Source organism: Mesobacillus subterraneus, from assembly GCF_000934845.1.
GTDB classification, from domain to species: Bacteria; Bacillota; Bacilli; order Bacillales; family Cytobacillaceae; genus Mesobacillus; species Mesobacillus stamsii.
The window spans coordinates 1-24,303 of the sequence record NZ_JXIQ01000187.1; the positions used below are offsets into that span (position 1 = coordinate 1).

The 24,303-nt window shown below is 42.8% G+C and carries 21 protein-coding genes; all 21 read left to right on the forward strand.

Annotation, left to right across the window (positions count from 1 at the left end; all coding sequences use genetic code 11):
• Positions 1–26: 26 nt before the first annotated feature.
• Entirely contained in the window at positions 27–944 is a 918-nt protein-coding gene (gene truB / locus UB32_RS17435) for a tRNA pseudouridine(55) synthase TruB (RefSeq protein WP_044396219.1), read from the forward strand.
• A gap of 47 nt (positions 945–991) precedes the next feature.
• Positions 992–1,978, forward strand: a complete 987-nt coding sequence (gene ribF / locus UB32_RS17440) for a bifunctional riboflavin kinase/FAD synthetase (RefSeq protein ID WP_198528218.1) — start codon at positions 992–994, stop codon at positions 1,976–1,978.
• A gap of 128 nt (positions 1,979–2,106) precedes the next feature.
• Positions 2,107–2,376 carry a 30S ribosomal protein S15 gene (gene rpsO / locus UB32_RS17445; protein ID WP_023614845.1) on the forward strand — a complete coding sequence of 90 codons (270 nt, stop codon included), beginning with the start codon at positions 2,107–2,109 and terminating at the stop codon, positions 2,374–2,376.
• Positions 2,377–2,622: 246 nt separating this feature from the next.
• Complete coding sequence (gene pnp / locus UB32_RS17450; RefSeq protein ID WP_044396182.1) at positions 2,623–4,737, forward strand: polyribonucleotide nucleotidyltransferase; 2,115 nt, start codon at positions 2,623–2,625, stop codon at positions 4,735–4,737.
• Positions 4,738–4,888: 151 nt separating this feature from the next.
• Positions 4,889–5,860 carry a polysaccharide deacetylase family protein gene (locus UB32_RS17455; RefSeq protein ID WP_044396184.1) on the forward strand — a complete coding sequence of 324 codons (972 nt, stop codon included), beginning with the start codon at positions 4,889–4,891 and terminating at the stop codon, positions 5,858–5,860.
• An 84-nt stretch (positions 5,861–5,944) separates the two neighbouring features.
• Entirely contained in the window at positions 5,945–7,177 is a 1,233-nt protein-coding gene (locus tag UB32_RS17460) for a M16 family metallopeptidase (protein ID WP_044396186.1), read from the forward strand.
• 108 nt (positions 7,178–7,285) lie between these two features.
• A complete protein-coding gene (locus UB32_RS17465; protein ID WP_044396188.1) occupies positions 7,286–7,528 on the forward strand; it encodes a YlmC/YmxH family sporulation protein in 243 nt (80 codons plus the stop codon).
• 176 nt (positions 7,529–7,704) lie between these two features.
• Positions 7,705–8,607 carry a dipicolinic acid synthetase subunit A gene (dpaA, locus tag UB32_RS17470; RefSeq protein ID WP_044396190.1) on the forward strand — a complete coding sequence of 301 codons (903 nt, stop codon included), beginning with the start codon at positions 7,705–7,707 and terminating at the stop codon, positions 8,605–8,607.
• A complete protein-coding gene (gene dpaB, locus UB32_RS17475) occupies positions 8,604–9,200 on the forward strand; it encodes a dipicolinate synthase subunit B (RefSeq protein ID WP_044396193.1) in 597 nt (198 codons plus the stop codon). The genes dpaA and dpaB overlap by 4 nt, the downstream gene beginning before the upstream one ends.
• Positions 9,201–9,360: 160 nt before the next feature.
• Complete coding sequence (asd, locus tag UB32_RS17480; RefSeq protein WP_044396195.1) at positions 9,361–10,410, forward strand: aspartate-semialdehyde dehydrogenase; 1,050 nt, start codon at positions 9,361–9,363, stop codon at positions 10,408–10,410.
• Between the two features lie 37 nt (positions 10,411–10,447).
• A complete protein-coding gene (dapG, locus tag UB32_RS17485; protein ID WP_044396198.1) occupies positions 10,448–11,692 on the forward strand; it encodes an aspartate kinase in 1,245 nt (414 codons plus the stop codon).
• Between the two features lie 41 nt (positions 11,693–11,733).
• Positions 11,734–12,600 carry a 4-hydroxy-tetrahydrodipicolinate synthase gene (gene dapA, locus UB32_RS17490; RefSeq protein WP_044396200.1) on the forward strand — a complete coding sequence of 289 codons (867 nt, stop codon included), beginning with the start codon at positions 11,734–11,736 and terminating at the stop codon, positions 12,598–12,600.
• A 271-nt stretch (positions 12,601–12,871) separates the two neighbouring features.
• On the forward strand, positions 12,872–14,488 hold the full coding sequence (locus UB32_RS17495; RefSeq protein ID WP_044396223.1) for a ribonuclease J: 1,617 nt from the start codon (positions 12,872–12,874) through the stop codon (positions 14,486–14,488).
• Positions 14,489–14,922: 434 nt separating this feature from the next.
• Positions 14,923–15,675 (forward strand): ClpP family protease, encoded by a 753-nt coding sequence (locus tag UB32_RS17505; RefSeq protein ID WP_044396226.1) that lies wholly within the window; start codon positions 14,923–14,925, stop codon positions 15,673–15,675.
• Positions 15,672–15,884, forward strand: a complete 213-nt coding sequence (locus UB32_RS17510) for a YlzJ-like family protein (RefSeq protein ID WP_044396204.1) — start codon at positions 15,672–15,674, stop codon at positions 15,882–15,884. The genes UB32_RS17505 and UB32_RS17510 overlap by 4 nt, the downstream gene beginning before the upstream one ends.
• A 155-nt stretch (positions 15,885–16,039) precedes the next feature.
• On the forward strand, positions 16,040–18,352 hold the full coding sequence (locus UB32_RS17515; protein WP_044396206.1) for an FtsK/SpoIIIE family DNA translocase: 2,313 nt from the start codon (positions 16,040–16,042) through the stop codon (positions 18,350–18,352).
• Between the two features lie 239 nt (positions 18,353–18,591).
• On the forward strand, positions 18,592–19,317 hold the full coding sequence (locus UB32_RS17520; RefSeq protein ID WP_044396208.1) for a GntR family transcriptional regulator: 726 nt from the start codon (positions 18,592–18,594) through the stop codon (positions 19,315–19,317).
• A 90-nt stretch (positions 19,318–19,407) separates the two neighbouring features.
• A complete protein-coding gene (locus UB32_RS17525; RefSeq protein ID WP_044396210.1) occupies positions 19,408–20,508 on the forward strand; it encodes a BMP family lipoprotein in 1,101 nt (366 codons plus the stop codon).
• A gap of 152 nt (positions 20,509–20,660) precedes the next feature.
• A complete protein-coding gene (locus tag UB32_RS17530; RefSeq protein WP_044396213.1) occupies positions 20,661–22,184 on the forward strand; it encodes an ABC transporter ATP-binding protein in 1,524 nt (507 codons plus the stop codon).
• Positions 22,181–23,260, forward strand: coding sequence for an ABC transporter permease (locus UB32_RS17535; protein WP_044396215.1), 1,080 nt, complete (start codon positions 22,181–22,183; stop codon positions 23,258–23,260). Before UB32_RS17530 ends, UB32_RS17535 begins: the two co-directional genes overlap by 4 nt.
• A gap of 1 nt (position 23,261) precedes the next feature.
• A complete protein-coding gene (locus tag UB32_RS17540) occupies positions 23,262–24,215 on the forward strand; it encodes an ABC transporter permease (protein WP_044396217.1) in 954 nt (317 codons plus the stop codon).
• The last annotated feature ends 88 nt before the right edge of the window (positions 24,216–24,303 follow it).

The window sequence follows — 24,303 nt, forward strand, 5'->3', positions numbered from 1 at the left end:
AACATAATATACGAGGGGGAAAGGATATGGAAGGAATTCTGCCTCTTTTTAAACCAGCTGGAATGACTTCGCATGATTGTGTGTTTAAGCTTAGGAAGCTGCTAAAGACGAAGAAGGTTGGCCATACAGGCACTCTAGATCCAAATGTAACCGGAGTACTGCCCATCTGTGTCGGCAAGGCAACGAAAATAGCAGAATACATCACAGATGCAGGAAAAGCCTATGAAGGGGAAGTTACCCTCGGGTTCACCACTACCACAGAAGATGCTTCAGGAGAAAAAGTGGAAGAAAAAACAGTAGACCGGCTGATTGCAAGACAGGAAATCGAAAAGATTCTCCAATCACTCGTTGGCGAAATCCAACAAACTCCACCAATGTATTCTGCAGTAAAAGTCAATGGGAAGAAACTTTATGAATATGCAAGAAAGGGAATTGAAGTGGAGAGGCCAACCAGGAAAGTAACGATATACAGCATGGAGCTGCTTGAAGAACGAACTGCTTTTGAAGGAGAGCAGGTCAGTTTTAAATTCCGGGTTTTATGCAGCAAAGGCACCTATATTCGGACATTAGCTGTTACAATCGGTGAAAAATTAGGGTATCCAGCGCATATGTCTTCATTGGTTAGAATTCAGGCCGCTTCGTTTTCACTAGCTGACTGCTTTACCTTCGAACAGCTCGAAGAAATGGAGAAGGAATCAAAGCTCGAAACCGCTCTGTTCCCTTTGGAGACTGGTATTTCTTATTTGCCGAAAAATCGCATTAATGATAAAGTAGCAGAGAAAGTGAAAAATGGGGCATTGCTTCAAATTCCGAAAGAACTGGAAGGAGAAGAAGGCCCAATTGTCGTGGAAACAGAAGACGGAAAAGCGCTCGCCATTTACAGGGCACATCCAACTAAAAACGGAATGATGAAACCTGATAAAGTATTGAGAAATGAGCAATAGCTTTATTGCTCCAATAAATACAAAATCAGTGATGAAAAAAAGTCCTGATGAAAAGAGCAGCTTGGTCAGAAAAGGTGAATGAAATCGTGGAATTGATTAGGCTAAACCATCCTCATGGGTATAAAATAGAAGACTTTCCGGCAATGGCCATTGCCTTAGGCTATTTTGATGGTGTTCACCTCGGCCATCAGCAGGTGATCATGGAAGCGAAAAAAGTGGCCAAAACAAACGGAATCAAGAGTGCAGTAATGACATTTGATCCCCACCCTTCCGTTGTGCTCGGTAAAAATGTCCAACATATCGAATATATCACCCCATTAGAAGAAAAGGTACGATTGATAGAAGAACTGGGGATCGATTATTTATTTGTGATCACCTTCACAACTGAGTTCTCTGGTCTATTGCCTCAGCAATTCGTCGACCATTATATTATCGGACTGAATGTCCAACATGTCATCGCTGGCTTTGATTACTCATATGGTAAGATGGGCAAGGGAAATATGGAGACAATCCAATTCCATTCCAGAGCGAAATTTCATTTTACTGTCGTTTCTAAACTGTCGACTTCGGAAAATGAAAAGGTTAGCTCTACGTTAATTCGCGGATGCCTGAGAGATGGGAAGGTGGATCAAATGCCACACCTGCTCGGGAGGTATTATACAACAACAGGGATTGTGATAAATGGGGAACGTCGAGGACGAACGATTGGGTTTCCTACGGCAAACGTTCAGATGGAGGAAGACTATATCCTCCCGCCAATAGGTGTCTATGCTGTGAAAATCAAGGTTAATGGCAAATGGCATGAAGGGGTGTGCAATGTAGGCTATAAACCAACCTTCCACGAGGAGAAAAACGCAAAACCATCGATTGAAGTTCATATCTTCCATTTCAGCAGAGAGATATATGGAGAATCAGTCATCATCGAATGGCACCTCCGACTCAGAAATGAGCAGAAATTCGAGGGGATTGAACAGTTGGTTGCCCAAATTGAAAAAGATAAACGAGAAGCAATCCTCCACTTTGAAAAAAACTAGGGTTAAACTTGCTTTTTGTAGTAAAAAGAGGTATTCTTATTATCGTATCAAATACAAACCGTTGCTTGGCAAGTCGAGTCACCGACGCTTGCTAGGAAACAGGGGATTACTAATTGGAGGTGAATCGGATGGCAATCACGAAAGAACGTAAAAATGAACTGATCAACGAATTCAAGACTCACGAAAGTGATACTGGATCTCCAGAAGTTCAAATCGCTGTCCTGACTGCAGAAATCAACACATTGAACGACCACTTGCGCGTTCATAAGAAGGATCACCACTCACGTCGCGGTCTTTTGAAAATGGTAGGTAAGCGTCGTAATCTTCTGACTTACCTTCGTAACAAGGATGTTGCTCGTTACCGCGAGTTAATCAACAAGCTTGGTCTACGTAGATAGTCTGTAAAAGCGGGATTTATCCCGCTTTTTTATTAGGGAATTTTTTTTGAGTGTACATAACATTATATTGTTAGTAAGCGCTTTGTTTTTGGCAAATACTATAACATAAAAGTTTCTTTTGGACAGGCATTTGGTTGTCGAGATTCATCTTATTGTTATAAATCAGACTATGTGATGTTTCCAATAATTATCCCACCCGGGTTGCAAATCTGGTTGGATTTTCATGTTAGAGAGGGGTATAAATGTATGGAACAAGAAAAACAAAGTTTTTCCTTTGACTGGGCAGGGCGCAAGCTTACTGTCGAAATAGGACAGCTTGCTAAGCAGGCAAATGGTGCCGTCCTTGTCCGATACGGAGATACTGCTGTATTAAGCACAGCAACTGCATCAAAAGAACCGAAAAATTTAGATTTTTTTCCTTTAACGGTTAATTACGAAGAAAGACTGTATGCGGTAGGGAAAATTCCGGGTGGCTTTATAAAGCGTGAAGGACGCCCAAGTGAAAAGGCAATCCTTGCCAGCCGCTTGATTGACCGCCCGATCCGTCCATTATTTGCTGAAGGTTTTCGCAATGATGTCCAGGTAATCAGCATTGTCATGAGTGTGGACCAAAATTGTTCCTCCGAAATGGCAGCAATGTTTGGGTCATCCCTTGCACTCTGTGTTTCCGATATCCCTTTTGAGGGACCAATCGCTGGTGTAACAGTTGGAAGATTGGATGGGAACTTCATTATCAATCCTTCTGTTGAAGAGACTGAAAAAAGCGATATGCATCTTATTGTTGCAGGTACAATGGATGCAATTAACATGGTAGAAGCAGGTGCTGATGAGGTTCCTGAAGAAGTAATGCTTGAAGCAATCATGTTTGGACATGACGAAATCAAGCGTCTGATTGCTTTCCAGCAGGAAATTGTCGCACAAGTAGGCAAGCAGAAGCGCGAAATTACTCTCTTTGAAATAGATAAAGAGTTAGAAGCAGAAGTTCGCACAATTTGCGAACAAGACATGCTTGCTGCAATTCAAGTTCAGGAAAAGCATGCTCGAGAAGACGCAATCAAAGAAGTGAAAAATGCTGTTGTTGCTCGATTTGAAGAGCAGGAAGCTGATGCAGACCAGATGAAAATGGTGAAACAAATCCTTGATAAAATTGTCAAAGGGGAAGTACGCCGTTTAATTACCGAAGAAAAGGTACGTCCAGATGGGCGTAAAGTTGATGAAATCCGCCCGCTTTCTTCAGAAGTTGGCCTGCTTCCGCGCACGCACGGTTCCGGTTTATTTACAAGAGGGCAAACCCAGGCGTTAAGCATTTGTACACTTGGAGCAATGGGCGATGTTCAAATCCTTGATGGCCTTGGAATTGAGGAAGAAAAACGTTTTATGCACCATTATAATTTCCCGTTGTTCTCCGTAGGGGAAACGGGACCAATACGCGGTCCAGGCCGACGTGAAATTGGGCACGGTGCGCTTGGAGAACGTGCACTTGAACCTATCATCCCGAATGAAAAAGACTTCCCATATACAGTCCGGCTTGTATCAGAGGTTTTAGAATCGAATGGATCCACTTCACAAGCTAGTATTTGTGCAAGTACCTTAGCTTTGATGGATGCTGGTGTCCCTATTAAAGCGCCGGTAGCTGGCATTGCTATGGGTCTGATTAAATCAGGCGAGCATTACTCCGTTTTGACAGATATCCAAGGAATGGAAGACCATTTGGGCGATATGGACTTCAAAGTAGCTGGAACAGCAAAAGGGGTAACAGCATTGCAGATGGATATCAAGATCGATGGGTTGTCTCGTCAAATTTTAGATGAAGCATTACAGCAGGCAAAAAAAGGTCGTATGCAAATTCTAGAATCAATGCTTGCGACGATCAATAAACCACGTGAACAGCTATCCGAGTATGCTCCAAAAATCATTACTATGTGGATCAAACCGGATAAAATACGGGACGTTATTGGACCAAGCGGAAAACAAATTAATAAAATCATCGAAGAAACCGGTGTGAAGATTGATATTGAACAAGATGGAACGGTGTTTATTGGTTCAGTGGACGAGGAAATGATCCAAAGGGCCAAGAAAATCATTGAGGATATCGTTCGCGAAGTTCAAGTTGGGGAGATGTATCTTGGCAAAGTCCGCCGGATTGAAAAGTTTGGTGCATTTGTGGAACTATTCCCTGGCAAAGATGGTTTGGTCCATATTTCTGAACTTGCAGAAGAACGAGTTGGAAAAGTGGAAGACGTATTGAAGCTTGGCGATGAGCTGCTAGTCAAGGTCACGGAAATTGATAAACAAGGAAGAGTAAATCTTTCACGCAAAGCCGTATTGAAAGAACAGCGTGAAAAAGTTGAAAAACAATAAATTCCAAATGAAAAGATACAAAAGGCCGGGGACCCCCCGGCCTTTTGTATTGCAGTGTCGTTCTACCTTGTCCTTCTGCTTCATAAAGTAAAATAAGGCACTCTCTTTGATGAAAAGCTTTAGAGGCCTAACGGAAGGGGAGGCACAAAAAATGAATGCAAGAAAAATTGCGTTGGTTTCTGTCATGCTGATCACAGCCTGGACAATGGTTAATAATCCAATTTCTCACACATATGTATCAGACCTGAAAACGGAAATAATCGCTGTTTCAGGACAGCAAGACGACTTGCTGGCAGAAATAGAAAAAAGGGCAAAAGAATATGAAATTGAACCTTCTAACGCAAGAATTGATCCGGTCTGGAAGGCAGTTCCTGGCTATAATGGACGAAAAGTCGATGTGAAAAAATCATACGAAAAAATGAAAAAGGATGGAAAATTCAAGGTTGATCAACTCGTCTTTGTTCAAGTGCCGCCAAAAATTCATCTAAGTGACTTGCCGCCTCAGGCTATCTACAAAGGGCATCCCGATAAACCGATGGTCAGTTTTATTATCAATGTCGCTTGGGGAAATGAGTACCTTTCCGAAATACTGGCGACATTAAAAAAACATCATATTACCACAAGTTTTTTTTTGGAGGGCAGATGGGTAAAAAATAATCCAGGGATGGCGAAAATGATTGCCGATGCAGGGCATGAAATTGGCAACCATTCCTTCACGCATCCGGATATGAAACAACTTTCTGCCGCTAAAATAAATGAAGAAATTAGCAAGACGGATGAAGTGATAGAAGCAGTGACAGGAAAAAGAACTAAATGGTTTGCACCGCCAAGCGGCTCCTATAAGGACGAAGTAGTTGACATTGCTGCGGCCCGTAGTTTAGGTACCGTAATGTGGAGTGTAGATACAATCGATTGGCAGAAGCCTACCCCGGAAAAGCTGATAAGCAGAGTGATGGGAAAGGTTCACAATGGAGCACTAATCTTAATGCATCCTACCGAGCCGACTGCATTGTCGCTAGACCAATTAATTACCGAAATCAAGGGGAAGGGTTTGCAAATAGGGACGGTATCAGACATGTTAAGTGAAAATCGCATCCTCCCGGTAAAAAATATGAAAAAATAGCGTTGTATTTGGAAAAAGTAAGTTAAATGAACTATACTTAGTAAATGCAGTAGGTATAGCAGCAGGTACCAGAGGAGGAATAGAATGATAAAGAAATATACATGCCAAAACGGTGTAAGAATTGTTCTGGAAGAAATCAAAACAGTTCGATCCGTAGCAATAGGTGTTTGGATTGGGACTGGATCCCGAAATGAAAATCCTGAAAACAATGGGATTTCTCATTTCCTTGAACATATGTTTTTTAAAGGCACCAAAACCAGGACTGCCAGAGAAATTGCTGAATCATTTGACAGTATCGGTGGTCAGGTGAATGCCTTCACCTCGAAAGAATATACTTGCTATTATGCGAAGGTGCTGGATAACCACGCCCAATATGCTCTCGAGGTATTGGCGGATATGTTCTTTCACTCTACTTTTGACTCTGAAGAATTGAATAAAGAGAAGAATGTAGTCAATGAAGAAATAAAAATGTATGAAGATACGCCGGATGATATCGTCCATGATTTGCTAAGCCAGGCGATATACGGCGAGCATCCACTTGGTTACCCAATCCTTGGTACCGAAGAGACGCTTCAAACCTTTACCGGAGAAAAATTGGAGCAATACATTCATGATATGTACCGCCCGGAAAATGTAGTCATATCAATTGCTGGGAATGTCACAGAATCGTTCATTAAAAATGCTGAACAATTCTTTGGAGCTTACGAAGCAAGCAAAGAAGAAATGGAATATCTCAAACCGAAATTCCATGCGAAACAAATTTCTCGCAAGAAAGAAACGGAGCAAGCCCATCTTTGCCTTGGATTTGAAGGTTTGCAGATCGGACATTCTGATGTATACAACCTGATTGTCTTGAACAATGTGCTCGGCGGCAGTATGAGCAGTAGGTTATTCCAGGAGGTCAGGGAACAGCGTGGATTAGCCTATTCCGTATTTTCCTATCATTCTGCATACCGCGATAGCGGAATGGTGACAATTTATGGCGGAACCGGTGCAAATCAGCTGAATGTTCTTTATGATACAATCCAGGAGACACTTCATAAGCTCCGTGCAGATGGCATTACAGAAAAAGAACTTAATAATAGCAAAGAGCAACTGAAAGGCAGTTTAATGCTAAGCCTTGAAAGCACAAACAGCCGCATGAGCAGGAATGGAAAAAATGAACTTTTACTTGGAAGGCATCGCTCTCTTGATGAAATCGTCGAACAAATCGATCAGGTGACAAAGGAACGTGTAGACGGTATCGCCAATAAAATTTTCACTGACCAGTTTTCCATATCGCTTGTCAGCCCGAGTGGCGAACTGCCAACCATTTAATCAAACTAGCAGCAGCTTTTTGAATAAGCTGCTGTTTTTTCTATTCTAAAAAAGAATTCGTAATGATACATATAGGATAAGGACAAAATGACGAGGAGGAGGGTTACCATGAAGCTGAGTGAACTTGGAGGCAAAGAAATTGTGGACGTGAAAAAGGCGGAAAGGTTAGGAGTACTCGGTCAGACAGATTTGGATATTAACGAGAGAACCGGTCAGATAGAAGCGTTGATCATCCCATCATTAAAATGGTTTGGCCTACGTAAGCAATCCGGCGAGGTAAGGGTGCCGTGGAAGCACATTAAAAAAATAGGTGCAGATATGATCATCATCGATATACCGGAAGAAGAGTGAAGCGGGCATAAATGCCGGCTTATTTTTTTTGCAAATAACAAGCTAATTGGGTTTTGTGTATTTGGTTGTTGGTGCTTTTAACTCACCTATTCTCGATTGAATACATATGATGTGTAAGTAGTTCGTGTTGAATAGAAATTAAGCCAGGATTAATGGAAAAGAAGGTGATTGTTCTCATGCTGACCGAAATGCAAATCGCGGTTATCGGCGGTGATGCAAGACAGCTGGAGATTATTCGCAAGCTAACAGAGCTTGATGCAAAGCTTTCTTTAATAGGCTTCGAGCAATTGGACCATGCATTTACAGGTGCCTCAAAAGAAAAGATAGAGGAAGTTGATTTTTCCGTTCAGGATGCTTTGATCCTGCCTGTTCCAGGAACCAGTCTCGATGGTCAGGTCGAAACCATATTCTCCAATGAAAAAGTAGTTCTCGTACAAGAAATGCTTGAACGGACACCAGAGCATTGCACAGTTTATTCAGGTATTAGCAATGCATACTTGACCGGAATTGCCAAGCAGGCAAACAGGAAACTAGTCCAGCTTTTCTCCCGGGATGATGTCGCCATCTATAACTCTATTCCTACGGTGGAAGGAACAATCATGATGGCAATCCAGCATACAGATTTCACAATCCATGGCTCAAATGTCTCAGTTCTTGGGCTTGGAAGAGTCGGTATGAGTGTTGCAAGAACATTCCACGCACTTGGGGCAAAGGTAAAGGTGGGTGCCCGTAAAAGTGAGCATATTGCTAGGATTATTGAAATGGGTTTAGAAGCTTTCTTTTTATCAGATATAGGTCAGGCAGTTTCTGATAGCGATATTTGCATTAATACCATTCCGTATCCGATTGTAACTGCTTCTGTCATCTCAAGAATGCCTGCCCATACATTGATCATTGACCTTGCGTCCAAACCAGGTGGAACAGATTTTCGTTATGCGGAAAAACGCGGAATCAAGGCTTTGCTTGCGCCAGGGCTTCCGGGTATCGTAGCACCCAAGACGGCAGGTTTTATATTAGCAAATGTTCTTTCTCAATTGCTTATGGAAGATTTCACTAAAAGAAAGGAGATAGAAGAATGAGTTTACAAGGAAAAAAGATTGGTTTTGGATTGACAGGTTCCCATTGTACGTATGATGCTGTTTTTCCAGAAATCAAGAAGTTGGTAAATGCAGGCGCAGAAGTTTTGCCGGTTGTTACATTCACTGTTAAAAGTACGGAAACACGTTTTGGAAAAGGCGAAGATTGGGTAGAGCGAATTGAAGCACTCACGGGCAATAAAGTGATTGACTCCATCGTTAAGGCAGAGCCTCTTGGACCAAAAATTCCGTTGGATTGCATGGTCATTGCGCCTCTTACTGGGAACTCTATGAGCAAATTTGCAAATGCGATGACAGATTCCCCAGTCTTGATGGCGGCTAAAGCTACTTTAAGAAACCAAAAACCAGTAGTGCTCGGTATTTCTACCAATGATGCATTGGGACTTAATGGCATAAATTTGATGAGACTAATGGCAACCAAGAATATTTTCATGATTCCTTTTGGTCAGGATGATCCGATTAAAAAACCTAATTCAATGGTAGCAAAGATGGAGCTGCTCTCCGAAACGGTTCTCGAAGCAATGAAAGGCATACAACTGCAGCCAGTGCTTGTGGAACGTTATAAGGATAACTAGAAGAATACAAGTGATCCTAGACAAACAAACATAAATATTTCAACTGGGAACGCTTTTCTCCGGCAGTGTCGTAAAATGTTTCTTTCCTTAGAGAGTGAATATGATAAAATATAGAATAATATACATCAAATCGATATTGGCAGTGGAAGGGGAAACAAGTATGACAGAGAGAAAAGAATTCCGAGTAGCAGTAGTTGGAGCAACAGGAGCAGTTGGTCAGCAAATGATCAAGACTCTTGAAAACAGAGATTTTCCAGTTTCAGAACTAGTATTGCTTTCTTCAGCGAGATCTGCTGGTTCGAAGGTCATATATAAAGGGAATGAAATAACAGTTGAGGAAGCAAAACCGGAAAGCTTTGCAGGCGTGGATATCGCCCTTTTTAGCGCCGGAGGAAGTGTTTCGAAACAATTGGCACCGGAAGCGGTAAGACATGGGGCAATTGTTGTAGATAATACAAGTGCTTTCAGAATGGATGAACATATCCCACTGGTAGTGCCAGAAGTGAATGAAGAAGATTTGCTTAATCACAACGGAATCATCGCCAACCCTAATTGTTCGACGATTCAGATGGTTGTCGCATTAGAGCCGCTTCGTAAACGCTACGGTCTTGATAAAATTATCGTTTCAACTTATCAGGCAGTATCTGGTGCAGGCGGAGCAGCGGTGAAGGAGATGGAGGACCAAACTCGGGCAATCCTTGATGGCAAAGATATTGATCCTCAAATCCTTCCTGTCAAATCCGGAGAAAAGCACTACCAGATTGCCTTCAATGCGATCCCGCAAATTGATACATTCGTGGAGAATGGATTCACATATGAAGAAATGAAAATGATCAATGAAACGAAGAAGATTATGCACATGCCAGAGCTTCAGATTGCAGCTACATGTGTGCGTCTTCCTGTGGGAACCGGCCATTCAGAATCAGTGTATATTGAAATGACTGAAGGCGGGGTGTCAGCCACAGATGTGAAGGCATTATTGGCAGAATCTCCTGGTGTAGTTCTGCAGGATGATCCGGAGCAGCAATTATATCCAATGCCTGCACTCTGTGTGGGAAAAAGAGATGTTTTCGTTGGCCGGATCAGGAAGGATCTTGATAACGATAAAGGCTTCCACATGTGGGTAGTATCCGACAATCTTCTTAAAGGAGCTGCATGGAACTCTGTTCAGATAGCAGAAAGTCTTGTTAAGCTTGGTCTTGTAAAATAACGCAGTCGGTTAGATGACAGAATTCTGAGGTGTTTTGATGAAAATAATCGTTCAAAAATTCGGCGGTACGTCTGTTCGAGATCAGCAAAGCCGCAGTCACGCTATAGATCATATAAAAAATGCCGTTGCAGACGGATATAAAGCAGTTGTAGTAGTTTCGGCAATGGGCCGGAAGGGTGATCCATATGCGACGGACACGCTCCTCAGCCTGATTGGTGGAAATGGAAGCAAAGTCAGCAAGCGAGAGCTTGACCTGCTGCTGTCCTGCGGTGAAACGATATCGAGTGTGGTCTTTACAAATCTCCTGGTTGAGCATGGCCTTAATGCGACTGCTCTTACTGGTGCACAGGCAGGTTTCAGGACGAACAGTGAGCATACGAACGCCAGGATCATGGAAATGAAATGTGACCGTTTGCTGCAGGAATTAAACAATGTAGATGTAGTGGTTGTCGCGGGATTTCAGGGAGCAGCCAAAAATGGAGATATAACTACGATCGGAAGAGGCGGAAGTGATACGTCCGCCGCCGCTTTAGGTGCAGCTTTGAATGCTGAATGGATTGACATCTTCACCGATGTGGAAGGAATCATGACAGCCGATCCGCGGATTGCTGATAATGCACGACCGCTTTCCGTCGTTACCTATACAGAGGTTTGCAACTTGGCATATCAGGGGGCGAAGGTCATTCACCCTCGTGCTGTTGAGATTGCCATGCAGGCAAAAGTGCCAATCAGGATCAGGTCCACGTATTCGAAAGGCCTCGGGACTTTGGTGACAACCCTGAATCGCGAAAAGAAGGGAACGGATATTAAAGAACGTCCTGTTACAGGGATTGCCCATGTTTCCGACGTCAGTCAAATCAAAGTTTTTGCCAAAAAGGATCAATACAATCTACAATCAGAAGTATTCAAGGCTATGGCCAATGAAAACATCAGCGTGGATTTCATCAATATATCTCCTAATGAAGTAGTATATACTGTAAATGATGAAATGACAGACCGGGCGGTGAAAGTCCTTGAAGGTCTAGGGCACTCTCCACAGGTGGAGAAGCATTGTGCTAAAGTCTCTGTTGTAGGTGCAGGTATGGCGGGTGTTCCAGGTGTGACCTCGAAAATCGTAACGGCATTATCCGAAAAAGGCATTCGCATCCTTCAATCCGCTGACAGCCACACAACTATTTGGGTTCTTGTTAAACAGGAGGATTTGGGAAAAGCGGTGAATGCACTTCATGATGCTTTCCAGCTCGAAGAAGAAACGATAGAATTCGAAAGAAACGATCGATAATATCGCTTGCACCCAGCTTTTAAGAATAGGAGTGAACAGGAATGGTTCAATTCGGAAGAGTATCTACAGCAATGGTGACCCCATTCGATCATAAAGGTCACATTGATTTCGCTAAAACAACCAAACTAGTCAACCATTTGATATCGAACGGCACCGATTCACTAGTTATCGCAGGAACTACAGGTGAATCTCCCACCCTTTCAAAGGAAGAAAAACTCGCATTATTTCAGCATGTCGTGAAAGTCGTTGACAAAAGAGTTCCAGTCATTGCTGGAACAGGCAGCAACGACACATATGCTACGGTCGAGTTGACGAAGAAAGCAGAAGAAACTGGTGTGGATGCGATTATGATTGTCGCACCTTATTATAACAAGCCAAACCAGGAAGGCCTTTATCAACATTATAAAGCGGCAGCGGAAGCTACGGCCTTGCCATTGATGATTTACAATATCCCTTCCAGGACCTCAGTTACTATACAGCCTGAAACGATAATCAGGCTTGCTGACATCCCGAATATCGTGGCTGTCAAGGAAGCGAGCGGCGATCTGAATGCGATGACAAAAATCATTGCCAGCACGCCGGAGGATTTTCTTCTTTACAGCGGAGATGACGGGATGACACTTCCGGTACTCGCGATTGGAGGAGTTGGAATTGTCTCGGTTGCCGCCCATGTGATTGGCAACGAGATGCAAGCAATGGTGGAAGCATTTCTCAATGGTAGAAACGAAGATGCAGCGAAATTGCACCAGCGTCTGCTTCCAATCATGCAAGGGATGTTTGCCGCTCCAAGTCCCGGACCAATCAAAACGGCTTTGCAGCTAAAAGGGCTCGACGTTGGCTCGGTTCGTTTGCCAATGGTACCAATGACAGAGCAAGAAAGAACAGCAGTAGCAAAATTGTTCGAATAAGAAAAGTGAATTTTATACTTTCTTATTCTACAAAGGCTGGCCAAATATGGCTGGCCTTTTTCCTTTACAATTTCTTTCTGCAGCGCTTAGCATTCGAATCAGGTAACTTTTAAAACTGTGCAAAACAGAGAATTAAGTTGTAAGGATTTTCTGCCATCAAGTATAATGGTTTTAATTGATTTCGTTCGGGAGATAACTACATAGGAGGAGCAGACAATTGATAATTAAAAATGAAAACGTTAAAATCATTGCGCTTGGTGGCGTAGGGGAAATGGGAAAAAATATGTATGTCACCGAAGTGGACAATGATATTTTTGTAATGGATGCCGGATTGATGTTCCCAGAAGATGACATGCTTGGGATCGATATCGTCATTCCGGATTTTTCCTATTTAAGTGCCAACAGTAAAAGGGTAAAAGGAGTTTTTCTGACACATGGACATGAAGACCATATAGGAGCGTTAACCTACCTCCTGCGGAAATTAACTGTACCGGTATATGGAACGAAGCTTACTCTTGCGCTTGCAAAAGAAAAAATCAAGGAGCAAGAATTTACCGGAAAAGTTGATTTTCAAGAAATTACAGCAGATACAGAACTGGATTTCGGAAATGTTTCCATTTCCTTTTTTAAGACAAACCACAGTATTCCAGATTCTGTCGGAATTTGTATTCATACATCAGAAGGGGCCATTGTCTATACAGGGGACTTTAAATTCGACCAGGCAGCAGCACGATTGTATAAGCCGGAAATTGGCAGGATGGCATCCATTGGCGAGCGAGGTGTGCTTTGCCTGCTTTCCGATAGTACAGAGGCTGAAAAACCAGGGTATACACCATCTGAATCACTCGTCGTAGAAGAATTATCCCGTGTTTTTTATAATGCCAATGGCCGAATTATCGCTGCTTGCTTTGCTTCAGATTTAAATAGAATCCAGCATCTTATAGATACTGCCATATCTCATGGCCGCAAAGTAGCTGTGGTTGGAGAAAATTTGAAAAGGGTGATAGAAATCGCTTTGGAGCTTGGTTATTTGCAAGTAGAAAGCGATTGCCTCCTTTCGGTTGAGGATATAAAGCGCTTGGCAGATACAGAAGTGGTTTTTTTAATAGCGGACAGCCAAGGCGAGCCTATTGAAGTTCTGCAGAAGATGGCGAAAAAAGCTCATCCACAGGTGAATATCCAGGAAGGGGACACCGTTCTGTTCGCTGCCTCCCCTCTTAGAGGAAGAGAAGTATTCCTATACAAAACAATGGATATGCTTTACCGGGCAGGCGCAAACGTAGTGGCAAGCAAGAATAGCGTCCAGGTTTCAAGCCATGGAAGCCAGGAAGAATTGAAATTCATGATCAATCTGATGAACCCGAAATTCTTCATTCCAGTGCATGGTGAATATAAAATGCTGAAAGCACATAAAAAAGTTGCACAGTCATGCGGAGTCCCGGAAGAAAATATTTTCATTCCTAACCTTGGCGATGTAATCGACCTTTCAGGCGGGATACTCAAGTCAACTCAAAAAGTGCAGGCAGGAAACACATTAATCGATGGAATCGGAGTGGGAGATGTAGGAAACATCGTGCTCCGTGACCGAAGACTGCTTTCACAGGATGGTGTTTTAATTGTTGTTGTGACCCTGAATAAAGCAGACAGAAAAATCATTTCAGGACCGGAAATCCTTTCCCGTGGGTTCGTCTATGTGCGTGAATCAGAAAAATTAATGGTCGATTCAGCCGCTTATATAAAGGAAATCGTCGAAAAAAACCTTCTAAAAGAACAGTTTGACTGGACTGGTTTAAAGCAGGAGATGCGAGATTTCCTTCATCAGTATTTATTTGAAAAAACAAAGCGACGACCAATGATTTTGCCTATTTTAATGGAAGTAAAACGATAAGAGAAAAGGCTGTCTCCATTAGCAGAGATGGAAATCCTGCATAAGGGTATCTTTCTGCTTGAAAGGTGCCCTTATAGAGGTGAAAATGCTCGCATAAGGGTATCTTTCCGCTTGAAAGATGCCCTTATGGCAGTTGTTTTAGTAAAAAACCACGAAACATATACTTATGGATTTAGTGAAAGCCAAATAATAATTTTTTACACTCTGTTGATTGGAACGGAAGACACTCGACTCCTGCGGGAATAGCGACAGGAGGCTCGCCTGACACCCCGCGGAAAGCAACAGGCTTCAATTACCGCCAAAAGAAAAAGGGCCGGGCGCAGTTTGCCCGGGTTTTCTTATACTCTCCTAAATTTGCTTCGGAATGAAATGGATGAGGATGTTCATACTAAAGTTATCATGTCTGAAGGGAGCATAAAAGGATGGATGAGGAAATGAATATAAATCATGCTGAAACACAGGAGGTCGGAAACCAGGAACAACAAACTGAACAGGAAAATAAACCATCGGGTCTTCTTGAAAAAATTCAGCAGTTGGGCCAGACGAATGTGCCTCAGCTGTCCCCAGATTCAAAAATCCATTGCTTGACAATTGTAGGCCAAATTGAAGGCCATATGCAGCTGCCGCCTCATAACAAGACGACAAAGTATGAACATCTTATCCCACAGCTTGTGGCAATTGAGCAGAATCAGAATATCGAGGGACTTCTGGTTATTCTGAATACGATCGGTGGGGATGTAGAAGCAGGACTGGCCATTTCAGAGATGCTTGCTTCCCTTTCCAAACCGTCAGTTTCCATCGTGTTGGGAGGAGGACATTCGATCGGAGTTCCAATCGCCGTTTCCTGTGATTACTCGTTTATCGCCGAAACAGCGACGATGACGATTCATCCTATCAGATTGACCGGTATGGTAATCGGTGTTCCTGCAACCTTTGAATATCTGGATAAAATGCAAGAGCGGGTAGTTAATTTTGTGACGAAACATTCGAACATCCCGGAGGAAAAATTCAAAGAACTCATGTTTGCCAAAGGAAACCTAACTAGGGATATTGGTACAAACGTAGTTGGCCACGATGCAGTGGATATGGGATTGATTCATGAAGTTGGCGGCATTGGAAAGGCAATGAAGAAGCTAAATGAACTGATCGATATCAATAAATCTAAGACAGAAGTGATTGTGCAATGATCCTGTATACAATGGTGCCACTTGAACAAGTATTTCCCTACAGTGAAGAAGAGGGAAACAATCAAGTCATGATTTCCTATAATGGGATTCCGCTTATGGCTGAATGGACAGAGAATCATGAATACCGGATTGTTAGGGTAATGAGTACAGATCCAAATCATTATATGGACCCAGTATGTAAACCTGGGTCCACCATTTCACTTCGCTAGAATATGTGACAATAAAACGAAGTGCCGATTCTGTTTGCGAATATGATATAATATCGATACACACAGCATTTTGGCAGCCGGATCGGGCTGCTTTTCTTCTTGCTTTTTGCTGATGATGCTGAAAGTGAAGCTATAAAGATTCAGGTGATAGTAAAATGGTCAAAAAGAAAAAAAGGCAATCAAGAAAGAAAAGTGATGCGAAAACTACCATAAAATATGAGCTTGCAGGGTTAGCCTTGCTTGCTTTTGCCATCATTGCGATGGCAGATTTGGGAGCTGTCGGAAAAACAATCGTGATGTTTTTTCGCTTTTTCTTTGGTGAGTGGTATATGATCGGTCTCATTGGATTGGTCGTTTTTAGTATTTTTATCATGTGGAAAAGGCAACTCCCGTTTCTTTTTCACACGAAACTGATTGGTACATACTTGATGATTAGTGCAGTTTTGCTGCTAAGTCATGTAACATTATTTGAATTATTGTCCAATGGCGGGAAGTTTGCAGATCCTAGCGTCATCAAGAACACGTTTGAGTTATATGTCATGGAAGCAAAAGGGGAGAGTAGTACTACAGACCTTGGTGGCGGCATGATCGGTGCTGTACTGTTCGCGCTGTTTTATTATTTATTCGATGCAGCAGGCTCGCAGCTCATTGCTTTTCTTTTGATCATCATTGGTGGAATTCTCGTAACAGGCAAAACTTTTACAGAAACTGCAGGCAAAATTACTGCACCGATGGTCGGGTTCATTAAAAACCAGTGGCTTTCATTTATCGAGGACGTGAAACATTGGAAAGAAAAACAACAACAAAAACAGCCATCCAGCAGCAAAGAAGCCAAAAAAGAAACACCTCTTGAAGAGGACTCTGTGAATAGAACGATCGATATTCCAGTGGAACCATCTCCAGAACCAATCATCTCAAGTTTTGCAGAGCGAGCATATGCTGCTCCGACTGAACAACCAAGCCAGCAGCCAGGAAAGAAAGCGAAAGCGGAAATGAAGTCCGAAGACGAGGAATTTAAGCAGCCAATCGCTTTTGCAGAGACAGAGAATACCTCATATGAGCTTCCGCCAATGGATTTATTGAAACTGCCGAATAAAACGGACCAGAGCGGTGAATATGAATTGATTCATGCAAATGCGGCCAAGCTTGAGCGGACATTCCATAGTTTTGGCGTGAAGGCAAGGGTTACGCAGGTCCATCTCGGGCCAGCTGTTACTAAATATGAGGTCTATCCCGATGTCGGAGTGAAGGTCAGTAGGATTGTGAGCTTGAATGATGATTTGGCCCTAGCTTTGGCTGCCAAGGATATTAGGATTGAGGCGCCGATTCCAGGTAAGTCTGCTATTGGGATCGAAGTTCCGAACTCAGAGGTGGCGATGGTATCATTACGAGAGGTCATTGAAGCAAACCAACATCAAAAATCCGCTTCCAAGCTGCAGATTGGGCTTGGACGGGATATAACCGGTGAAGCAGTGCTAGCGGAATTGAATAAAATGCCCCATCTCCTAGTTGCCGGAGCGACAGGTAGCGGCAAGAGTGTCTGTATAAACGGAATCATCACCAGTATCCTGATGAGGGCCAAGCCTCATGAGGTGAAACTGATGATGATCGACCCAAAAATGGTCGAGCTGAATGTCTATAATGGTATCCCGCATTTGCTGGCGCCAGTTGTTACCAATGCAAAGAAAGCATCGCAGGCGCTAAAAAAAGTGGTTAATGAGATGGAAAGACGTTATGAACTTTTCTCTCATACCGGAACAAGGAACATTGAAGGCTATAATGAATATATTAAGCGGTATAATAACGAGGAAGAAGCCAGCCAGCCGCTCCTCCCTTTCATTGTTGTCATCGTGGACGAGCTTGCAGACCTGATGATGGTTGCGTCCTCTGATGTCGAGGATTCGATCACGCGTCTAGCACAAATGGCTCGTGCTGCAGGAATTCATTTGATCATCGCAACCCAAAGACCTTCCGTTGATGTCATTACCGGAGTGATCAAAGCGAACATTCCATCAAGAATTGCCTTTGCTGTATCTTCGATGACAGATTCTAGGACGATCCTCGATATGGGTGGAGCCGAAAAGCTACTTGGAAGGGGAGACATGCTATTCTTGCCGGTTGGCGCCTCGAAGCCAGTCAGGGTGCAGGGAGCATTTTTATCAGATGAGGAAGTAGAAAAGGTAGTTAATTATGTAATCGGCCAACAGAAGGCTCAGTACCAGGAGGAAATGATTCCTGAAGATGTGCCGGAGAATACTTCAGTAGTTGAGGATGATTTGTATAATGATGCGGTAGACCTTGTCGTCGAGATGCAGACAGCATCTGTGTCGATGCTTCAGAGAAGGTTCAGAATTGGTTATTCACGTGCTGCCAGACTGATTGATGAGATGGAACTTCGCGGCATTGTCGGGCCATATGAAGGCAGCAAACCACGAACAGTTCTGGTGGCTAAGTCAGAAGAAGCGTAAGAAAAACGCGGATAGGAAAAAAGCTGGGTGAGCACATCCAGCTTTTATAGAGAAATCGCTTTCACAGATAATGAATGTAACTAGAAACTTAGTCATTTTGTCTTTCCAGCTTTTTTCGACAAAATGTTGAAACGCTATTTATTTATCATTAAAAAAGTGTTATAGTATTTTCGATTAGTAGGAATGCTATACATCAGAGGTCTGATGTCTTTGAGCAATAAGGGTTGGAGGAACGCCTCATGTCGATCAAATCAGATAACCGGCACCTGTATTTACAAGTAATCGATCACTTGAAGCAGGATATTCAAGAAGGGGTTTATAAAGAAAGAGAAAAGCTCCCGTCAGAGTTTGATCTTGCCAAACAGTTAGGCGTAAGCAGAGCCACACTAAGGGAGGCCTTGCGGATTCTTGAAGAAGAAAATGTCATTATTCGCCGGCATGGTGTAGGGACCTTCGTGAACGCCAAACCATTGTTTTCTTCAGGAATCGAACAGCTTAACAGTGTGACCGCTATGATTGAACAAGCCGGGATGAAGCCAGGAACCATCTTTTTGAACTCTACGACGACGGGTCCAACTGAAGAAGATATTCGTCGTTTTTCCTGTTCCATTGATGATGAAATTACTTTGATTGAACGAGTTAGGACCGCAAATGGGGAGCCAGTAGTCTATTGTCTGGACAAAATTCCTGGAACAATTCTGTCTGGAGACTTTTCGTATGGGGACGAATCATTGCTCCATCTCCTTGAAGTCAAATCAAACAGGAAAGTTACCTATGCAGTCGCACAAATCGAGCCGATAGGCTATCATGAAAAGATTTCACCGTTCCTGGAATGTGAACCCGAAACGGCTCTGCTCGTATTAAAGCAGATGCATTTCGATGAAAATGACGAGCCGATTCTTTACTCAGTAAATTACTTTAAAGCCGATAAGTTCAGTTTTCACGTCCTTAGAAAAAGAGTTTAACTTTTTACTGACTTATGAAAACGCTATCGGTTCAGGTTTTCAGAACATTCCTGCTAAATCCTACAAACAATTCTCTAGGGGGTACAGACCTTGAAAAAGCGAAAATTTGGTTTAGCGATGTCTTTGCTATTGGCAGCAGGCACTATGTTAGCTGGCTGTGGCAGCGATAGCAATGGAAGTAGCAGCGACAGTAGCAAGAAATCAGATTTAAAAGTTGGTATGGTTACAGATGCTGGTACAATTGATGACAAATCTTTTAACCAGGGCACATGGGAAGGCATCCTCAAGGCGGAAGATGAATTTGGCGTCGATTCTAAGTACCTTAAGCCTGCAGGAACAACGGAAGCTGAATATTTAAAAGAAATGGGCAATCTTTACGACGCAGGCTATAAGTTCATTGTTACTCCTGGATTTAAGTTCGAAACGGCTGTATTCCAAGCGCAAGATAAATACAAAGATGCTAAGTTCGTCATTCTTGACGGAAATCCACATAATGGAGACTTCAATCCTGTTGTAAAGGAAAACACGGTTGCTGTATTCTTTGCAGAGCACGAATCCGGCTTCCTTGCTGGTGTAGCAGCTGCTCTTGAACTAAAAGAAGGGGAAGCCGGCTTCATCGGCGGGATGGAAATTCCTGCTGTACAGAAGTTCAACTGGGGCTTCCAGCAAGGCCTTAAATATGCGAACGAAAATCTTGGTACAAATGTAGCAATCAAAAAAGAAAACGTTATTTATCAAGGTTCATTTGATAATGCAGCTGCTGGTGGACAAATTGCCGCTCAATACTACGATCGTGGTGTTGATGTAATCTTTACAGCTGCAGGTGGCGTTGGAGTCGGTGCTATTAAAGAAGCGAAGGACCGCGCTAGCGCTGGCGAAAAAATTTGGATTGTTGGCGTAGACGTTGACCAGTATGAAGATGGTAAATATGAAGGTGACAAGTCCGTTATCCTTACTTCTGCAATGAAGAAGCTTGACCAGGTTTCTTATGACATGGTGAAAGCTGAACTGGATGGCAAATTCCCTGGCGGACAAACTCTGACTTTTGATGCCAAAAACGATGGCATCGGTCTTCCTGACAAAAACCCTAACCTAAGCGATGAAACGGTTAGCAAGGTGAAGGAAGTCTACGAAAAGATCAAGTCTGGAGAGATTAAAGTTTCTGGGGAACAAGGAGATTTGTTTAAGTAAAATAGGTGAAAGAGACGGTTCTTTCCGTCTCTTTTGTCTATTGAAATCCAAACGGTAAATTTTTGAAAGATCTTCCTGAAAATTTAATTCGGTATAGGGGGCTCCCTATTTTTTAAAAAGGTATAGAGTCTATTACAAAGGTGAGTGCTACTATGAGTTATGTTGTAGAAATGTTAAATATCCGGAAAGAATTCCCGGGTATCGTAGCCAACGATAATATCACCCTAACATTAAAAAAAGGGGAAATCCATGCGCTGTTGGGAGAAAATGGTGCAGGCAAATCAACCTTGATGGGCGTTTTATTCGGAATGTATCAGCCTGAACAAGGCGTCGTAAAAGTTCATGGAAAAGAAGTGCACATCACAAATCCCAATGTGGCCAACCGTTTAGGGATTGGGATGGTACACCAGCATTTTAAACTGGTAGACAATTTTACCGTCACAGAAAATATTATCCTGGGCAGCGAACCGCTTAAAGGCATGGTACTCGATATCGACAAAGCAGCAAAAAGAATTGAAGAATTATCAAAGTATTACGGATTAAATGTAGATCCTCATGCAAAAATTGAAGAAATTTCCGTAGGGATGCAACAAAGAGTAGAAATTTTAAAGATGCTTTACCGAAATGCAGACGTCTTAATATTGGATGAACCAACCGCTGTTCTTACACCAGTAGAAATTGAAGAATTGATGAAGATCATGCGCAATCTAATTAACGAAGGAAAGTCAATTATCATTATCACTCATAAATTGAAAGAAATTAAAGCAGTGGCTGATCGCTGTACGGTCATACGCCGTGGTAAGGGGATCGGTACGGTCAATGTGGCTGAAGCGAGTGAAGCTAGCCTTGCAGAAATGATGGTAGGCCGGCATGTTTCATTCAAAGTGGATAAGAAAGAAAGTACTCCTTTAGAGGTAGTACTTAAAATAGATTCTCTATCTGTGAAAAACAATAGAAAAGTTATGGGCTTGAAAGATTTCTCACTTGAAGTTCGTGCTGGTGAAATTGTAGGGATTGCTGGAGTGGAAGGCAATGGCCAAACAGAACTGATTGAAGCAATTACAGGATTACGAAAAGCAGAATCAGGCTCTATCCAGATTGATGGCAACGAAATCAGCAGCCTGCCGGTCCGTGAACGGCTTGAAAAAGGAATGAGTCACATTCCAGAAGACCGCCACAAACGAGGTCTTGTTCTTGATTACACTTTACAAGAAAATATGGTCTTGCAAATTTATAACAAAAAGCCCTTTTCGAAAAATGGGATCCTGAACAAAAAAGCGATGAAAACATATACACAGAATATTTTGACGAATTTCGATGTGCGTTCTGGGGAGGGTGCAGTCTCCATTGCGAGAACACTATCAGGTGGCAATCAGCAAAAGGCGATCATCGGTAGAGAACTGGAATTGGATCCGAAACTGCTCATTTGTGTCCAACCTACTCGCGGGCTCGACGTAGGGTCGATTGAATATATCCATAAAAGAATCGTGGAACACCGTGATAAAGGAAATGCTGTACTGCTTGTATCTCTTGAACTAGATGAAATTCTGCAGCTATCTGATCGCATCGCGATAGTGAATAATGGTGAATTAGTCGGCGTAGTGAATGCTGCAGAAACGAACGAAAATGAAGTTGGTCTAATGATGGCAGGCGTGGCGAAGGAGAAAAGCTTATGAGACATACCATCGTATCGATTATATCCATTCTATTAGGATTGGTCGCTGGAGGAATTCTGATGCTATTCATCGGAAGCAATCCGATTGAAGGTTATTCCTATCTCCTTCAAGGGGCACTAAAAAACCTGGAACGTATTGGGAATACGTTCGCTACGGCAACTCCGCTTATTTTTACCGGATTGTCCGTTGCTTTTGCGTTCCGAACCGGTTTGTTCAATATTGGGGCGTCCGGCCAAATGTTAATTGGCGGGTTAATGGCTTCTGCAGTTGGCCTTACGTATGATTTTTCAAGACCAGTCCTGCTTGCATTGATGATTTTGGTTGGAATGCTTGGCGGAGCGCTATGGGCTTTCGTTCCAGGGTTGTTGAAGGCAAAGTTTAATGTTCATGAGGTTGTTTCGACGATCATGATGAACTGGATTGCCTATTGGACGGTCTATTATGTCATTCCTGGATATTTTAAGGGAGAATTTCTTGAAACGGAATCCAAAAAGCTTTCCGAATCAGCTACCTTGCGTACGCCTTGGCTGACAGATATGTTTCAGGGTTCCTACATTAACCTCGGCTTATTCTTGGGCGTTATCGCGGTAATCATTGTAGCCTTCATTATTGATAAAACGACCTTAGGGTATGAGTTAAAAGCAGTCGGGTTCAACCGATTTGCTGCCGAATATGCAGGTATGAAGGTGAATCGCAATATCATTTTATCGATGCTGATTTCTGGGGGCCTTGCTGGTCTCGGAGGAGTAGTGCTATACACTGGGAATGCTTCCAGTATCCAGATCGGAATTCTGCCAGCTCAAGGCTATGATGGAATTGCGGTAGCGCTGCTTGGAGCCAATAATCCAATTGGCGTGTTCTTCGCTGCTGTTTTATTTGGAATCCTTTATTCCGGGACAGGATTTATGAATGCGATGACGGAAATTCCACCTGAACTGGCTAATACGATTATTGCGATCATTATCTATTTTGCAGCGACTAGTGTACTGATTGAGCGCTCGCTGAACAAGTTGAAAAAGAAAAGCTCTAATCGAAAAGAAAAAAGTGGTCCTGTAGTCGAGAAGGGAGATTCCTAAGATGTGGCATATTATCGAACAAATATTTCCTTACGCGATTGTCTTTACCATTCCACTTCTCATTACAGCATTGGGTGGTCTTTTTAGTGAGCGCAGCGGAATTGTGAACATTGCCCTTGAAGGCTTAATGATTATTGGTGCCTTCTCAGGAGCCTTATCCATCCATTATCTTAGCGGAGTATTCGAAAACAATACGCTCGTGCTTTGGCTAGGATTATTGGCTGCCGTAATAGCAGGCATTCTTTTTTCGGTATTGCATGCATTTGCTAGCATCAACTTAAACGCAGATCAAATCATAAGTGGTACGGCAATTAATTTAATTGCAACCGCGCTGACAATATTCCTTGCAAGAAATATGACAGGAAGCGGGAATATTCGTATTACCAGTGGATTCACGCCATCCAATGTGCCTTTTTTGTCAGATATTCCAATTATTGGGGATCTTTTCTTTACAAAAACGTATCCTACCACTTGGTTTGTTTTGGCAATTCTTTTCATCAGTTCGTTTATCCTTTACAAAACAAGATTTGGCCTTCGTTTGAGATCCTGCGGAGAATTTCCACAAGCTGCAGAGGCAGCAGGAATAAACGTACGAAGAGTGCGCTATAGCGGAGTGCTCATCTCTGGTGCCTTTGCCGGTCTAGGTGGCGCTTTGATCATTGTAACTTATGCTGGTGAGTTTACAGGTACGGTATCCGGTCTTGGGTTCCTTGCCTTGGCATCCTTGATTTTCGGTCAGTGGAAGCCGCTTGGCGTATTGGCAGCCACCTTTTTCTTTGGTTTTGCTAGTACAATTGCGAACGTATCACAGGTAATACCAGAACTGGCTGTCATCCCGCCTATTCTCTTAAAGATTTTTCCTTATGTAGTTACGCTGATTGCACTTGTCATCTTCTCTAAATCATCACAGGCTCCAAAGGCCGTGGGTGAAACGTTTGACAGCGGGAAACGATAAGCTTTTCTTAAAGAATAAGAAGTATAAAATTCACTTTGAGAATTGTCTAGCTCCAGCGCCTAGCCCCTCGAGTCGCTTGTCTAGTGTC